This window comes from Mesorhizobium sp. Root157, assembly GCF_001427385.1.
In the GTDB taxonomy this organism is placed as follows: domain Bacteria; phylum Pseudomonadota; class Alphaproteobacteria; order Rhizobiales; family Rhizobiaceae; genus Mesorhizobium.
Genome location: NZ_LMGJ01000035.1, coordinates 90,821 through 106,207, shown reverse-complemented (window position 1 = coordinate 106,207; position 15,387 = coordinate 90,821). Strand labels below are relative to the sequence as shown.

Genomic DNA, 15,387 nt, shown 5'->3' with positions numbered 1-15,387 from the left:
ACTCAAATCAGGAAACGCTCCAGGGCAGAGAATCAGAGAGTTGATTCCGTGGCAAGTCCTTAAGATTCCGAGAGATTCACTTTCTGCCAAAACTGCGAAAAAACTGACGCAGTGAGTCTTCAGAGCAACTGCCCAAGGAACTCCTGGACCGTTTGTCCGTCTCGGAAATTGCCGATGCGCTTGATCTCCCACTGGAGACGAATTCCAGAGTGTTCCAGTACACGTGCACGCACTGCCTCACCCAGATATTCAAGATCATATCCGGTCGCGGATCCGGTATTGATCATGAAGTTGCAGTGCATCGGCGACATCTGAGCGCCACCGATCATCAGCCCGCGGCAGCCTGCCTTGTCGATCTCTTTCCAGGCAGATGTGCCTTCCGGATTCTTGAACGTCGAACCGCCGGTCTTCTCGCGGATCGGCTGAACCGTCTCACGATGATGCTGGACTGCGTCCATGGCGGTTTTGATTTCCGCCTTGTCTTCCGGGTAGCCCTCGAACACTGCCGAGGTGAAGATCAGGTCGGCTGGCACCGATGAATGGCGATAGGCATAGCCCATATTGGTATTGGAAAAGACATGGCGATTGCCCTTGCGGTCCAAAGCAGTCACCTCGACCACACGCTCCCGTGTTTCGACGCCGTTGGCACCGGCATTCATTCGCAGCGCACCGCCGATTGCACCCGGTATTCCATGGTAGAAGTGGAAACCGCCAATTCCGGCCTCCAGCGCCACCGCTGCAACGCGCTTGTCCGGCGTGGCGGCGCCGGCCTTGATACGGGTCGCTGAAATGGCCTCGGCCACGCCGAAGCCCTTTGCCGACAGGCGCACGACGAAACCCGCAATGCCGCCGTCGCGAACCAGCAAGTTGGAGCCGACGCCCACTACGGTCAGCGGCACGTCATCCGGAACGGCGCTCAGGAAGGCCGCGAGATCGTCTTCGTCCGCAGGCTGGAACAGGGCGTCGGCAAGCCCGCCCGCCCTGAACCAGGTAATCTTGTCCATCTCCGCATTCGGCGTGATGCGTCCTCGCAAGCCTGCGAGCGTATTGCCAAGCCTCTCGATCAATGCTTCGCCACGGCTCAAGTCGTCGCCTCGCCAAGTTCCTTGGGCAATGCGTATGCCCACTGCGTGATGTTACCAGCGCCAAGGAAAACAACGAAATCGCCAGGCTTCGCCAGATCGCGCACGATAGGAGCGATCGCTGGCGCGCCCTCAATGTAGCGTGCGTCGCGATGTCCGCCGGCGCGCATGCGTGCCACCAGGGCATCGCTTGTTGCCCCCTCGATCGGCTCTTCGCCGGCCGCATAGACCGGCGCAACCATGACGGTATCGGCATCGTTGAAGCAGACCGAAAAATCATCGAACAGGTCATGCAGACGCGAGAAGCGATGCGGCTGGGCAATCGCGATGATGCGTCCCTTCGTGGAGTCGCGCGCGGCGCGCAGCACGGCTTTGATCTCGACTGGATGGTGGCCATAATCGTCGAATATATCGACTCCGTTCCACGAGCCTGTGTGAGTGAATCGCCGCTTCACCCCACCGAATGACGATAGCCCTTTCCTGATCGCCTCGGCTGAAAGTCCCAGTTCGTGTGCAACGGCAATAGCGGCCGTTGCGTTGGAAACATTGTGGCGACCGGGCATCGGCAGCCTCAGGCCGGCAATCGTGCTGTCCGCACCCGTCTTGCGATTGCGGATGACCACGTCGAATTCGGAAATCGCACCGTGCATGCGATGGTTGGTGAAGCGCACATCTGCCTGGGCGTTTTCACCATAAGTGATGACGCGCCGATCTTCGATGCGGCTGACCAGCGCCTGCACTTCCGGGTGGTCGATACACATCACGCCGAATCCGTAGAACGGTACGTTTTCCACGAATTGCCGGAACGCCTCGCGCACGCGGTCGAAACTGCCATAGTGGTCGAGATGTTCAGGGTCGATGTTGGTGACGACGGCGATATCGGCCGGCAGTTTCAGGAAAGTGCCGTCGCTCTCGTCTGCCTCGACCACCATCCACTCGCCGTCGCCCATGCGGGCGTTGGTGCCGTAAGCATTGATGATGCCGCCATTGATGACGGTTGGATCGAGCCCACCGGCATCCAGCAGCGTCGCCACCATTGAAGTCGTCGTTGTCTTGCCGTGCGTGCCGCCGATGGCCACGGCTTGGCGAAAACGCATCAGTTCGGCCAGCATTTCGGCGCGGCGCACCACCGGCAGCAGCTTCTCGCGCGCAGCTTTCAGTTCGGGATTGGAGTTCTTGATGGCGGTAGACACCACGACCACTTCGGCATCGCCAAGATTTTCCTCCCGGTGGCCGACGAAGCATTCGATGCCCTTGCCGCGCAACCGCTGCACGTTGGCGCTATCCGCCTGGTCGGAGCCTTGCACCTTGTAGCCGAGATTGTGCAGCACCTCGGCAATGCCGCTCATTCCGATGCCGCCAATGCCGATGAAGTGCACGAGGCCGATGGATTGCGGCATCTTCATGCGTGCAGTTCCTTCCTGAATTCATCTACTGATTTGCCAGACGCAATAGCCTCTGTCAGATCGGCGAGCAACCTTGTGGCGTCGCGCTTGCCGGCTGTCTTTGCAGCCGTAGCCATCGAGTTCAGCCGGTCAGGCTCATTCATGAGGCCGCCGATCAGCTCCGCGATCTTCTCCGCCGATAGCGTTGCTTGCACATGCACCTCGGCACCGCCGGCAGCGGCAAGCGCAGCGGCATTTGCCGCCTGATCATGATCGAGCGCATGCGGATAGGGTACGAGCAATGCCGGCCGGCCAATCACCGCGATCTCCGACACGGTCGAAGCGCCCGAGCGCGAAATCACCAGTTGCGACGCGGCCATGCGTGCCGCCATGTCGGTGAAGAACGGCGATACCTCGGCACGGACGCCAATGTCGCCGTAAGATGCCTTGACCCGAGCCACGTCTTCCGCACGCGCCTGCTGGACGACGGAGAGCCGCGCCAACTGCTCCTTGCCCAGCCGTGCCAGGGCGGCGGGGACCGCATCGGAGAAGAATTGCGCACCCTGGCTGCCGCCAAAGACCAGAAGGCGGAACGGCTCGCCGTTACGGGACGCGGCGTAAGGCGTTCGAGCCGCCTCTATCACTTGCGGTCGCACCGGGTTTCCGGTCGCGATCGTCTTTGTCCCGGTAGAACTGGTATCTTCGGGCAGGAAGCCGCCCGCGATCACCGTCACGCGTTTGGACAGTGCCCGATTGGCGCGGCCCATGACCGCGTTCTGCTCATGAATGAGCGTCGGCACGCCACGCCTTGTCGCAGCATAAAGCGGCGGTAGTGTCGGGTAGCCCCCGAACCCAACAACGGCGGCGGGTTTGATATTCCCGATGATGGCGGATGCCTGGCGCACGCCACCCCACAACTTCCAGAACGTGGCCAGCAGCGCCAGCGGGTTCTTCGACCCGAAGGTCGCCGAACGCACCCGGTGAACGGCGGCAGCCGGAAAATTGCCGGCGTAGCGCTCGGCACGATCGTCGGTCGCGAGATGGACTGCCCAGCCACGCTCGTTCAGTTCGTGCGCCAGCGCTTCGGCCGGGAAAAGATGCCCACCAGTGCCGCCCGCGGCCAGAAGAATGACGCCTCTTGCCATTTATTCCGCCGGCATGGACCGCTGCAAAAAGCCGTGTCCAGCCTGTTTGCGCTTTTCCGGCCTCCTGCGCGTGAGAGCGAGCACCATGCCCATCGAAAGGGCAATGGCGATCTGAGAGGAGCCGCCGTAGGAAATGAAGGGCAGCGTCATGCCCTTGGCCGGCATCAACTGCAGATTGACGCCCATGTTGATGACGGATTGCAGGCCGAAGACGGTCACAAGGCCGCCGATGGCGTAGCGCGTGAAGTCATCGTACTCCTTGAGCGCGGTATTCAGCCCACGCAACACGATGAAGGCGAATATCAGCATGATGCCGAGGCACATGATCAGGCCGAATTCCTCACCCGCGACCGCGAAAACGAAGTCCGCGTGGCTGTCAGGAATCAGGCGCTTGATCGTGCCTTCGCCGGGTCCAAGCCCCAGCCAGCCACCATTGACCAGCGCCTCATGGCCCATATCGACCTGGAACGTATCGCCTTCGCCGGTCATGAAGCGGTCGATACGACCGGCCACATGCGGAAAAACCTCATATGCCGCAAACATGCCGCTTACGCCGATCGCACCAAGTGCAATGATCCAAAGCCATGGCAGTCCGGCCATGAAGAACATCACGCCCCAGGTGCCGGTCACCAGCATGGTCTGGCCAAGGTCCGGCTGGGCCACGAGCAGCGCCAGCACGAGCCCAAGCAGGATCATGGCGAACAGGTTGCCCGGAATGTCCGGCTGGCGCTTATGTTCGGCGAAAAGCCAAGCGCAGATCACCACGAATGCCGGCTTCAGAAACTCCGAAGGCTGGATCGACAGGCCAGCCAGCGACACCCATCGCCGGGCGCCCTTCACTTCAACGCCGACGTAGAGAACCACGACCATAAGCACCAGCATCAGGCATAGCATGATGACGGCCAATCGCCTGATCTGGCGTGCATTCAGGAAGGACACCGCCAGCATCACGCCCAGCGCAGGTATCGTGAAGATGATCTGGCGGGTAGCAAAATGAAACGAATCCAGGCCGATGCGCTCCGCGACCGCAGGGCTGGCAGCAAAGGAAAGGATGATGCCAAGCCCCATCAACGACAGAAAGGCGGCGAGAAACCAGCGGTCGATTGTCCACCACCAGTTGGCTACCGGACTTGTATCGAGACGGCTCTGCATCAGCGTGCCCCTCCAATGGGCGTTACGCCCTTTATTGCATGCGCAGCTTGCCTGAAGGCTTCGCCCCGCACCTCGAAGTTCTTGAACTGGTCGAAGCTGGCGCAGGCCGGCGACAACAGCACCACGGCCTCGCCGCTCCCATCCTGCTCGGCATCATGGGCGGCATGCTCGATAGCCGCTGCCAGCGTACCAGAGATCTCGTAAGGGACGGCCTCGCCCAATGTCGCCGAGAATGCAGGCGCCGCCTCTCCGATGAGGTAAGCCTTGGCGATACGCGAGAACAGACCGCGCAACGGTTCGATGCCACCCTCCTTCGGCAGTCCACCGGCAATCCAGTAGATGCGAGGGAAGCTGGACAAGGCAGGCGCTGCCGCGTCGGCATTCGTTGCCTTGGAATCGTTGACGAAAAGCACGTGACCTTTGCGGCCAACCTGCTCCATGCGGTGTTCAAGGCCCGGAAAGCTCTCGAGGCCCGACTGGATTTCGCCGAGATCGAGACCAACCTTGAGGCAGGCCGCCACCGCCGCCAGCGCATTCTGAGCGTTATGCTGGCCGCGCAACGAACCAATGCCCTCCAGAAAGCCGATACGGCTGTAGCGGCCATGGACAGCTTCCATGAGGTCCGCGCCATTCGCGAAATACCCATCCGTCAGCGGGAGGCGCTTGGAGATACGAATGACGTCCTTCCCGACCCGCTCCAATCGGTCGGCGATCTGGGCACACCAGGAATCGTCAACACCGATGATTGCCACATCGCTGCCGGCAACGAGGCGTTCCTTGATCGAGGCGTAGTGTTGCATCGTGCCGTGGCGGTCGAGATGATCTGGCGTCAGATTAAGCAGCACGCCAGCGGTTGGATTGACCGAGGGAGCCAGATCGATCTGGTAGGATGAGCATTCGACGACATAGTGCCGGCCGGAAGCGAGAGCATCGAGCGTCATCACCGCACGCCCGATATTGCCGCCCATCTGGGCATCGCGGCCAGCCGATTTCAGGATGTGCGCGGTCAGCGCCGTCGTCGTGGATTTGCCGTTCGTTCCGGTAATGGCGATGAACGGCGCATCCGGCGCACGGACGATACGCTCGCGCGCGAACAGTTCGATGTCGCCGATGACTTCGACACCGGCGCCACGGGCGAGTTCGACCGTCCAGTGTGGTTTGGGGTGGGTCAGCGGCACCCCGGGCGACAGGACGAAGGAAGAAAAGGTATTCCAATCGGCAGAACGCAAATCACCGGTTGGAATGCCCTCTGCCTCTGCGCTTGCCACGCTTTGCGGATTGTCGTCCCACGCAACTACGTTGGCTCCGCCGGCCATCAGTGCGCGCGCCGTCGCTGTTCCCGAGCCGCCAAGCCCGAAAAGTGAAACACGCTTGCCTGCAAATGCCGATGCTGAGATCAAGGTCGTTGCTACCGCAGCTTGAGGGTGGAAAGGCCGATCAAGGCCAAGATCACCGCGATGATCCAGAAGCGGATGACAACCTGGCTCTCGGTCCATCCGAGCTTTTCGAAATGGTGGTGGATTGGCGCCATCAGGAAGACGCGCTTGCCGGTCATCTTGAAGTAACCGACCTGGATGATGACCGACAGGATTTCGACTACGAACAGGCCGCCGACGATGGCCAGCACGATCTCGTGCTTGGTGGCAACCGCAATGGTGCCGATTAGCCCACCCAACGCCAGCGATCCGGTATCTCCCATGAAGATGGCGGCAGGCGGCGCATTGAACCAGAGGAATCCGAGGCCTGCCCCGATGACCGCACCAAGGATGACCGCCAGTTCGCCAGTGCCCGGAACAAAGTGGATCTGCAGATATTCAGCGAAAACAGCATTGCCGGACAGATAGGCGATGACGCCGAAGGACGCGGCCGCGATCATGATCGGCACGATCGCCAGGCCGTCGAGACCGTCGGTCAGGTTGACTGCATTACCGGCACCAACCACGACGAAGGCGGCGAACGGAATGAAAAACCAGCCCAGATTGAGCAGGAATTCCTTGGCAAAAGGAAATGTCAGCGACGAAGAGAACGGCGCCTGGCCGTTATGCATGATCACCCAGGCGGCCATGCCGGCGATCAGGAACTCGAAGGCAAGTCGCGCCTTGCCGGAAAAGCCGAGATGCGATTGCTTGGTGACCTTGAGATAGTCGTCATAAAAGCCGATGGCGCCGAAGCCGAGTGTCACCAGAAGCACCACCCAGACATAGACGCTGGAGAGATTTGCCCACAACAGCGACGACACCACGATGCCGGTGATAATCATCAGGCCGCCCATCGTCGGCGTGCCCGCCTTCTTGAAGTGCGTCTGCGGACCGTCGGCCCGGATCGGCTGGCCCTTGCCCTGCCGGATGCGCAGCGAATTGATGATGGTCGGGCCAAAGATGAACACGATCAAGGCGGCGGTGATCAGTGAACCGCCGGTCCTGAACGTGATATAACGAAAAACGTTGAAGACCGTGACCCGGTCCGCAAATTCAACGAGCAGCGTCAGCATGCGTTCTTCGTCCCCCTGACCCGCTAGGCCGGTCTTGAATATTCAGTTTCCGCCGGAAATTTCTTGAGCAAGGCGTCGACAAGCTTCGAAAAGCCGATCCCTTTCGACGACTTGATCATAATGACGTCACCCGGCCCGATCGCATCGATGAGAACAGGTCTCAAATCCTCGGCCCCAGCCCGGTAGGCTACCTGGATATCCGCAGGCAGCGCCTCGGCAAGGTACTTCATCTGTGGCCCGCCAAGCATCACGGTCGAGGTTTCCGTGCCGACGATAAGTTCGGCCAGTGCCGCATGCAGCTTGGCGGAATGGTCGCCCAACTCCAGCATGTCGCCAAGCACCGCTACCCGCCGGCCTTCGCCCGAGACAGGCGTCGTGTTGAGCAGTGCCATGGCCGCCTTCATGGAGGCCGGATTGGCATTGTAGCTCTCGTCGATAAGCGTGAACGGGCCCTTCGGATGGTGCAACAAATGCCGTTTGCCGCGGCCCTGCTCAGCGGCAAGATCGTTAAGCGCAAGCGCGGCCTTGGCGACATCGGCTCCGACAAGATGGACGGCACCCAGTACGGCAAGCGCGTTCTGCACCATATGACGTCCCGGCGCGCCGATGCGAAGCACCATTTCCTGGCCGGCAATCTTGACCGTCACTGTCGAATGGTCGGCATGCAGGACGCAATCGACCAGACGGTAAGTCGAACGCGCATTTTCACCAAAGCCGAAGACGCGCGGCACGCCGGCCGCACGCGCCATCTTGTTCAGCATATTGGCACGCGGGTCGTCGCGGTTGAGCAGTGCGGCACCCTCAGGCTCGATTCCTTCGAATATCTCGGCCTTGGCCTTGGCGATTTCGTCCAGGTTCTTGAAGAAGCCGAGATGGGCCGCGGCAATCAGCGTGATCAGCGCCACATGCGGTCTCACCATCTTCACCAGCGGGCGGATTTCGCCCGGATGGTTCATGCCGATTTCGAAGATGGCGTATTCCGTGTGTTCCGGCAGCCGCGCCAGCGTCAGCGGCACGCCCCAATGATTGTTGAACGATTTGTCAGAGGCATGGACCGAGCCGACCGAGCCAAGTACTTGTCGCAGCGCTTCCTTCGTCGTCGTCTTGCCGGCCGAGCCGGTGACGGCGATGATCTTGCCCTTCGACCGCGCCCGTGCCGCAATGCCGAGCTTTTCCAGCGCCACCAGCACGTCGGGCACGACGATCATTGGAGCCGTGAGCCGTCCCAACGCCGGCAGTTTGCCCTCGGCAACCACAAGCACGGCAGCACCGGCCTTGATGGCAGCGGTCGCGAAATCATGACCGTCCATCGTCTCGCCCTTGATGGCGAAAAAGGCATCACCCGGTTGCAGGCTGCGGCTATCGATGGAAATACCTGAAACGCCTTCCGGCATCTGGCCCAGAGGCCGTCCGCCCATCGCGGCGACAAGAGCGTCGGAGGTCCAGAGAAAACTCATGCGGCGCGATCCTTCAGCGCTGCACGCACCTCTTCGTGATCGGAAAACGGGAAAGTGTCGGCGCCGATCGTCTGGCCTTCCTCATGGCCCTTGCCGGCCACGATCAGCGTATCACCAGCGTGCAGCATGGCGACCGCCTCCTGGATGGCTTTGCGCCTGTCGCCGATCTCAATAGCGCCGGGCGCTGCCGCCAATATCGCAGCGCGGATTTCTGCCGGCGCCTCGGAGCGCGGATTGTCGTCGGTCACAATGGTGACGTCTGCAAGCCGGGTCGCGATCTCGCCCATGATCGGGCGCTTGCCGCGATCCCGGTCGCCGCCGCAGCCGAACACCACGATAACGCGGCCCGTCGTGAAGGGGCGCACCGACGTCAGCACGTTTTCAAGCGCGTCAGGCTTGTGGGCATAATCGACATAGACCGGCGCTCCTTCGGCGGTCGTCCCAACGAGATCGAGACGGCCAGGCGCACCTTTCAATTTTTCCAATGCCATCATGGCCTTGGCGACGGCAGTTCCCGTGGAGATCGCAAGTCCAGCCGACACCAGCGCGTTGGAAATCTGGAAGTCGCCCGCCAATGGCAGATCGATCTCATAGAGAGTGCCGTCAACGGTGATCTCGGCCCGCTGGCGATGTCGCTCGTGTTCGACGCGTTTCAACTTCAGAAACGAGCCATGCCGCCCCACGGTCAGGACATCGAGCCCCGCCGCTTGCGCGGCCTTGATTGTCGGCCCGGACCACGGATCGTCAGCGAAAATGACGGCGGGCGCACCTTTCGGCAGCAGTGTGTCGAACAGGCGAAGCTTCGCCCGATGATACTCCTCCACCGTCGGATGATAGTCCATGTGGTCGCGGCCGAGATTGGTAAATCCGCCAGCGGCGAGCCGCACTCCATCCAGGCGACGCTGATCGAGACCATGACTGGACGCTTCCATCGACGCGTGGGTCACACCTGCATCCGCCAACTCCTTCAACAGCCGATGCAAGGCGACCGGATCGGGCGTGGTCAGCGACCCATATTCATTGCGGTTCGGCGCAACGACGCCGGTCGTGCCGATCGAAGCGGCGGCGTAGCCAGCCTGTTCCCAGATCTGGCGGGTAAAGGCGGCGACCGAAGTCTTGCCACTTGTACCGGTGACAGCGACCATCGTCTCGGGCTGCTTGCCAAAGAATTTCGAAGCCGAAATTGCCAGTGCAAGCCGTGGATCGGCGACCTTCAGTATGGGGGTTGGAAGCTCGGGTCCCACACCGCCATTACTGGCCACCACGGCAACCGCACCCCGCCTTGCCGCATCGGCAGCATAGGCTGCGCCGTCGGCCTTCGTTCCAGGGAGGGCGAAGAACAGCATGCCCGGCTGGATCTGGCGCGAGTCCGAGGAAATCCCGGTAATTTCCGTGCCGGAGGAAAGCGCTCCTTCGACAGGCAATACACCGGCTAGGTCTTTCAGCTTCATCTAAATCCAGTCATCCATTTCCAGACATCGCGACCACGCGACGTGCCAAAGCGCCGACAGAATCACTCGTAGGAAACCAGCGTTGCCGCATTTTCATGGCTGAAATCCGGCTCTACGCCAAGCATCGAAGCTGAACGACGAATGATGTTGGCAACAATTGGCGCGGCATTCGAGCCGGCAGTCGCCCCCATGCCCGGCTTTTCCGGCTGCGGTTCGTCGACGATGGATAATACGATATATTGCGGATCATCCATCGGGAATGCCGCAACGAAGGCATTGAAGCGCTTGTCGCTCGAATAGCGGCCGTTGACGACTTTTTCAGCCGTACCCGTTTTGCCGCCGACCCGGTAACCAGGAACCTCGGCCCGCTTGCCCGATCCCTTTTCGGCATTGAGCCGGTAGAGATAGCGCATATCTGCACTTGTCTTCTCTTTGATGACCTTTTTCGCTCCGGCCATCGCCTGTTCCTGCGTGCGCGGCAGGAAGGTTGGTTCCATCAGGTAGCCGCCGTTCATGAGTGCCGCACAGCCAACGGCGGTCTGCAGGGGCGTCGTCGACACGCCGTGCCCGAAAGCGATGGTGATGGAATGGACCTTCTTCCACACCTTCGGCTCTGTCGGGCGAGCGACCTCCGGCAGTTCGGTCTGCATCCTCTCGAGGATGCCAAGCCGGTGCAGGAATTCGCGATGACCCTCGATTCCCACCACGTCGGCCTCCTTGGCCGAGCCGATGTTGGAGGAATAGATGAAGACTTCCGGCACGGTCAGCACACGGTGCTTGCCGTGAAAGTCGCGGATGGTCTGGTGGCCGATGGTGATCGGACGGGTGGCGTCGAAGGTGCTGTCCAGCGTTACTTTGCCGGAATCGAGCGCCATGGCAGTCGTGAAGCTCTTGAAGGTCGAACCCATTTCATAGAGACCGGCAGACATGCGGTTCAGCCTGTCCTTGTCCTGAGCGTTGAATGGATTGTTCGGATCGAAATCCGGAACCGAGGCCATGGCAACGACTTCACCGGTCTTGACGTTGAACACCACTGCGCCGGCGGCGATCGCGTGATACTTTTCAAGAGCGGTCGAGATTTCATCGTGGACGATGTGTTGCACGCGCAGATCGACCGACAGACGGACCGGTTCAAGGTCCTTGGCGATGGCAAGGCCGGACTGCTGCAGATCGGCAAGCCCCTGCCCGTCGATGTATTTTTCAAGGCCCGAAATGCCTTGGTTGTCGATGTTGGTCAGGCCGACGATATAGGCCGCTGTCTCACCGGCAGGATAAAAGCGGCGCTTTTCCGTCCTGAAACCTATGCCGGGAATGCCAAGCTGCAGGATTTCGGCCTGTTGCTTCGGCGTCAATTGGCGCTGCAGCCACACAAATCCGGCACCGCTCTTCAGCTTGTTGTAGGTCTGCTCGTAATCGATTTCGGGCAGGACGGTGGCGAGTTTTTCGATCGCCTCATCCGCATCCACGATGTGGCGCGGCTCTGCATAGAGTGACGACGTCTTGATATCGGTCGCCAGCACTTCACCATTGCGGTCGACGATGTCGGGACGCGAGGCCGTGACCCGGCTTGCCGGCGCGCCAGACGTGTCGGGCTCTTGGAAACCGAGATAGACCAGACGACCGCCAATCGTCGCATAGATGCCGAAAAACACCGCCATCGTCATGACGACGCGGGTCCTGGTTCTGCCTCCCGTAGCCTTGCGCGCGGCATCGACGACAATAGAGCCATCGTCCACATTATTGCGGCTGTGTCTGAAAGGGTTGAACTTGGCCATCATTCGACGGCTCCGGTCTTGGTCGGGTCAAGGAGTTCATCCGACAGGCCCGAAGCATCGGCCGATGTGATATCCTCGATCGTCAACGGGCGCGGCGGCAATACGTCCAGACCGGCGAACTGATGCGGATTGACCGGCTCCAGCCCAAGTTGCGCCTGATAGCGATCGACGAGCTTCTGCAGCCGCGACGGCTGCGTAAGCAGGCTCCAGTCCGCCTTGAGAAGATCGATCGTGTCCTCTTCGGTGCGGATTTGCACCTGCAGCCTACGGACCGCATCGAGTTGCTCTTCGGCGTCTCGCTTGATCGAGTAAGTCATGGCCGCTGCTGCAACCATGACTGCGATCAGGACAATGTCACTGGTACGGAACACGTGCTCACCTCTCTCCCGGTTGGTGGATACCGGGAAGCTTTGGAAGTCCGAAAATCGACAAGTCCTCGCCGCGCGCCGGCGCGTCGGTGCGGATGGCTGCGCGCAGGCGGGCAGAACGCGCGCGGGGGTTGCGCACCACTTCGGCATCACCGGGCGTGGTGCCGCCGCCAAGCTTCTTGAAGGTTGCGGTTCGCACTTGCGCTTCAGGCATATGGCGCGAGCCGGCAACGACATCGGCACGGTCGGCAATGAAGCGCTTGACGATGCGGTCTTCCAGCGAATGGAACGTCACCACAGCCAAACGTCCGCCCGGCTTGAGCACTTTCTCGGCGGCAAAAAGGGCCTTGGCCAATTCGCCAAGCTCGTCATTGACATAGATGCGCAGCGCCTGGAAAACCCGCGTTGCCGGATGGATCTTGTCCTTGGGCGAACGCCCGACATGCGTCTCGATAGCGTCTGCCAGATCGTGCGTGCGCTCGAAGAACCTCATTTCTCGGCGCGCTTCGATCATGCGGGCGATCCGACCGGCGTGACGCTCCTCGCCGAGGAAGCCGAAGATCCGGGCAAGGTCGCCTGCCTTGAACCTGTTGACGACATCGGCGGCACTGGGACCCGCTTGAGCCATACGCATGTCGAGCGGGCCGTCTGAACGAAAAGAAAAGCCTCGCTCGGCCTGATCGAGTTGCATCGATGAAACACCGATGTCCAGAACCACGCCGTCAGCCTCTACCACATGGTCGGCCATCGACGAGAACGGTGCCTGCACCAGCCTGAGACGCCCTTTAGACTGCGCCTCCAAGACCCTGCCGGCTGAAATGGCGTCGGGGTCGCGATCGATTGCAACCACGGAAGCCCCGGCATCCAGAATGGCCTTGGTATAGCCGCCAGCGCCGAAGGTTCCATCAACGATGACATCGCCCTGCTTCGGCGCCAATGCGTCCAGCACTTCGGCAAGAAGGACCGGAATGTGACGGATCGGTCCGCCATCGGCGTGGAGATCGTCGCCGTGACCCGTCATCATTCCGGCCGCTCCCCAGGCTTCGTCCCCTGCCGAAGCTTCAACAGCCTTGCCCGCGCCTCCGCTCCGTAGGCGGAAAGCCGGCCGGGCTCCCAAATCTGAAAGAAGTGACCGCGACCGACAAAGGCCACTTCCGCTCCAATTCCGGTATGTTCCCTGACGAAGTCCGGAACCGTGATGCGCCCATCCTGGTCGAGTTTCAGGAACGTTCCGTCGCCGTGACAGAAAAACGACATGTCGTCTGCCGTCTGAAGGAACGGGTCCACCTGGGCGATGCGTTGCTCGTAGCGGTCGAGCAAATCCAGCCCCCCGACATCCATTGCAGGAATATCCAGGCAACGCAGCGCATAAAGTTCGGCGTAGCCGCGCCTCTGCACGACCGTGCGGAAATGCGCAGGCACCGAGACGCGCCCCTTGGCATCGATCCTGTTCACTGAGTTGGATAGAAAACGGTCCATCACGCGCTACAGCCGCTTGCGCCGCCGCAATCCCCTCCATCGTCGCATCCGCGCCGCCGCGGCGCAGTTGCTTGCAAATTCCCCTGTCCGCGCAAATGGGTTCCGTCACACGGAAAGCCATTGCGGCTGCCCGTCTGGCGTACGCTTCACCCTGACACGAAACGAAGGCTTGAATCTCGATATGGGATACCATGGGGAACTATGGGCGTCAACGGGAACGGGTTCTGCTGTCCGCTCGCCACGACCTCACGAAGCGCTTCTGCGGCATGCTCGCCTTTATCGTCCATTAAGCCTAACGAACCGTTTAGAAACGGGTCGGAGCAACGCCTGTCTCTTGCAGCGGGCCGCGAGCAGGCATAGCGTCAGGCCTGCGTTTCAGCAGAATGAAGAAAGTTGCCTAGCCGATGTCCGATTCCACCCCGAGGTCCGGTAGCGCCAAATTGCGCGCCGCGGCCGTTTCCCATCTTCGCCGTGCTTCTCTCGAAAAAGGAGATTCCATACCGCTGCCTCTGACCATGGCCGCTGTATTCCACGCTCCGGGCGACGCGACCGGCTTCCATCAATATGGCCGCTTCAGCAACCCGACCTGGGATGCGGTGGAGCACATGATTGCGCATATGGAAGACGCGCAGTGCGTCGCTTTTCCCTCCGGCATGGCAGCGATATCGGCGGTATTCTTCGCGCTGCTGAAGGCGGGCGACCGTATTCTCATCGCCAGCGACGGCTACCCGACCACGCGCGGCATCGGCGACCGTTTCCTGAAGCGATTCGGCGTCGAATATGACACGCGCCCGACGGCCTCTTTCCTCGACGGAGGTTTCGAGGGCTACAGGTTGGCATTCATGGAGACGCCCTCCAATCCCGGGCTCGACATTTGCGACATAGCCGCCGTGGCCAAGGCCACCCAGGCCGCCGGCGCCCTGCTGGTGGTCGACAACACGACGATGACGCCATTCGGCCAGCGCCCGCTCGATTTCGGCGCCGATATCGTCGTTGCCGCAGATACCAAGGCCCCCAACGGCCATTCCGACGTGCTGTTCGGCCATGTCGCCAGCCGAAACGCCGATATCATCGCGGCGGTGCAGGATTGGCGCAAGACCTGCGGCGCGATCCCGGGCCCGTTTGAAGCATGGCTGGTGCATCGCGGCCTGGAAACGCTCGACGTGCGCTTCGAGCGCATGTGCGACACGGCGGAATTCATCGCGCCGCGCCTCAAGGCCCATCCCAAGGTGCGCATGGTGCGCTTCCCCGGACTTGAAGGCGATCCGTCGCACAATCTGGCGCGGGTCCAGATGGAGCGCTTCGGCTTCCTCATCAGCTTCGTTCTGGCGTCTGAAGAGGCGGCCGAGGATTTCATTAATGGCTGCGAGTTGATGGAATCCGCGACTTCGTTCGGCGGTGTGCACACTTCGGCAGAACGCCGCACGCGCCGCGGCGACATCGTGCCACCCGGTTTCGTGCGCATGTCGATCGGATGCGAACCGGCAGAAGAACTTTGGGGCGCGATCGAGGTCTCGCTCGATCGCCTGCCGGAATAGTGAGCACAGAAAAATGGAAAGGGCGATCCAAGGCTACACTTGAACCGCCCCTCAACTTTTCAAC

Annotated in this window: 13 protein-coding genes; 1 reads left to right on the top strand and 12 read right to left on the bottom strand. The window is 61.1% G+C overall.

Going from position 1 to position 15,387, the window contains the following annotated elements:
- Window positions 1-119: 119 nt before the first annotated feature.
- The 12 genes from murB to mraZ form a co-directional block, all read right to left on the bottom strand.
- On the bottom strand, window positions 120-1,085 hold the full coding sequence (gene murB, locus ASD64_RS17200; protein WP_056107406.1) for a UDP-N-acetylmuramate dehydrogenase: 966 nt from the start codon (window positions 1,083-1,085) through the stop codon (window positions 120-122).
- Window positions 1,082-2,488 carry a UDP-N-acetylmuramate--L-alanine ligase gene (gene murC, locus ASD64_RS17195; protein WP_056107403.1) on the bottom strand — a complete coding sequence of 469 codons (1,407 nt, stop codon included), beginning with the start codon at window positions 2,486-2,488 and terminating at the stop codon, window positions 1,082-1,084. Before murC ends, murB begins: the two co-directional genes overlap by 4 nt.
- Entirely contained in the window at window positions 2,485-3,612 is a 1,128-nt protein-coding gene (gene murG / locus ASD64_RS17190) for an undecaprenyldiphospho-muramoylpentapeptide beta-N-acetylglucosaminyltransferase (RefSeq protein WP_056107400.1), read from the bottom strand. Before murG ends, murC begins: the two co-directional genes overlap by 4 nt.
- The gene (gene ftsW, locus ASD64_RS17185) at window positions 3,613-4,764 is read right to left on the bottom strand and encodes a putative lipid II flippase FtsW (protein ID WP_056107395.1); all 1,152 of its coding nucleotides are present in this window, start codon (window positions 4,762-4,764) and stop codon (window positions 3,613-3,615) included.
- Complete coding sequence (murD, locus tag ASD64_RS17180) at window positions 4,764-6,164, bottom strand: UDP-N-acetylmuramoyl-L-alanine--D-glutamate ligase (RefSeq protein WP_056107391.1); 1,401 nt, start codon at window positions 6,162-6,164, stop codon at window positions 4,764-4,766. Before murD ends, ftsW begins: the two co-directional genes overlap by 1 nt.
- 8 nt (window positions 6,165-6,172) lie before the next feature.
- Window positions 6,173-7,255, bottom strand: a complete 1,083-nt coding sequence (gene mraY, locus ASD64_RS17175) for a phospho-N-acetylmuramoyl-pentapeptide-transferase (RefSeq protein ID WP_056107387.1) — start codon at window positions 7,253-7,255, stop codon at window positions 6,173-6,175.
- A 23-nt stretch (window positions 7,256-7,278) separates the two neighbouring features.
- Window positions 7,279-8,712, bottom strand: coding sequence for a UDP-N-acetylmuramoylalanyl-D-glutamyl-2,6-diaminopimelate--D-alanyl-D-alanine ligase (locus ASD64_RS17170; RefSeq protein ID WP_056107385.1), 1,434 nt, complete (start codon window positions 8,710-8,712; stop codon window positions 7,279-7,281).
- On the bottom strand, window positions 8,709-10,163 hold the full coding sequence (locus ASD64_RS17165) for a UDP-N-acetylmuramoyl-L-alanyl-D-glutamate--2,6-diaminopimelate ligase (protein WP_056107383.1): 1,455 nt from the start codon (window positions 10,161-10,163) through the stop codon (window positions 8,709-8,711). The genes ASD64_RS17170 and ASD64_RS17165 overlap by 4 nt, the downstream gene beginning before the upstream one ends.
- A 62-nt stretch (window positions 10,164-10,225) precedes the next feature.
- Window positions 10,226-11,938, bottom strand: a complete 1,713-nt coding sequence (locus tag ASD64_RS17160; RefSeq protein ID WP_156460200.1) for a peptidoglycan D,D-transpeptidase FtsI family protein — start codon at window positions 11,936-11,938, stop codon at window positions 10,226-10,228.
- Window positions 11,938-12,309, bottom strand: a complete 372-nt coding sequence (locus ASD64_RS17155) for a hypothetical protein (RefSeq protein ID WP_056107377.1) — start codon at window positions 12,307-12,309, stop codon at window positions 11,938-11,940. The genes ASD64_RS17160 and ASD64_RS17155 overlap by 1 nt, the downstream gene beginning before the upstream one ends.
- Window positions 12,310-12,313: 4 nt before the next feature.
- Window positions 12,314-13,330, bottom strand: coding sequence for a 16S rRNA (cytosine(1402)-N(4))-methyltransferase RsmH (gene rsmH / locus ASD64_RS17150; RefSeq protein WP_056107374.1), 1,017 nt, complete (start codon window positions 13,328-13,330; stop codon window positions 12,314-12,316).
- Entirely contained in the window at window positions 13,327-13,785 is a 459-nt protein-coding gene (mraZ, locus tag ASD64_RS17145) for a division/cell wall cluster transcriptional repressor MraZ (protein ID WP_056107371.1), read from the bottom strand. Before mraZ ends, rsmH begins: the two co-directional genes overlap by 4 nt.
- A gap of 404 nt (window positions 13,786-14,189) precedes the next feature.
- Between mraZ and ASD64_RS17140 the strand changes: the two genes are divergently transcribed.
- Window positions 14,190-15,323, top strand: coding sequence for a cystathionine gamma-lyase (locus ASD64_RS17140; protein WP_056107368.1), 1,134 nt, complete (start codon window positions 14,190-14,192; stop codon window positions 15,321-15,323).
- Window positions 15,324-15,387 lie beyond the last annotated feature (64 nt).

Excerpts from the sequence above, each read along its gene's own strand:
- murC (WP_056107403.1), bottom strand. The coding sequence starts at position 2,488 with ATGAAGATGCCGCAATCCATCGGCCTCGTGCACTTCATCGGCATTGGC.
- murG (WP_056107400.1), bottom strand. The coding sequence starts at position 3,612 with ATGGCAAGAGGCGTCATTCTTCTGGCCGCGGGCGGCACTGGTGGGCAT.
- ftsW (WP_056107395.1), bottom strand. The coding sequence starts at position 4,764 with ATGCAGAGCCGTCTCGATACAAGTCCGGTAGCCAACTGGTGGTGGACA.
- mraY (WP_056107387.1), bottom strand. The coding sequence starts at position 7,255 with ATGCTGACGCTGCTCGTTGAATTTGCGGACCGGGTCACGGTCTTCAAC.
- ASD64_RS17170 (WP_056107385.1), bottom strand. The coding sequence starts at position 8,712 with ATGAGTTTTCTCTGGACCTCCGACGCTCTTGTCGCCGCGATGGGCGGA.
- ASD64_RS17165 (WP_056107383.1), bottom strand. The coding sequence starts at position 10,163 with ATGAAGCTGAAAGACCTAGCCGGTGTATTGCCTGTCGAAGGAGCGCTT.
- ASD64_RS17160 (WP_156460200.1), bottom strand. The coding sequence starts at position 11,938 with ATGGCCAAGTTCAACCCTTTCAGACACAGCCGCAATAATGTGGACGAT.
- rsmH (WP_056107374.1), bottom strand. The coding sequence starts at position 13,330 with ATGATGACGGGTCACGGCGACGATCTCCACGCCGATGGCGGACCGATC.
- mraZ (WP_056107371.1), bottom strand. The coding sequence starts at position 13,785 with ATGGACCGTTTTCTATCCAACTCAGTGAACAGGATCGATGCCAAGGGG.
- ASD64_RS17140 (WP_056107368.1), top strand. The coding sequence starts at position 14,190 with ATGTCCGATTCCACCCCGAGGTCCGGTAGCGCCAAATTGCGCGCCGCG.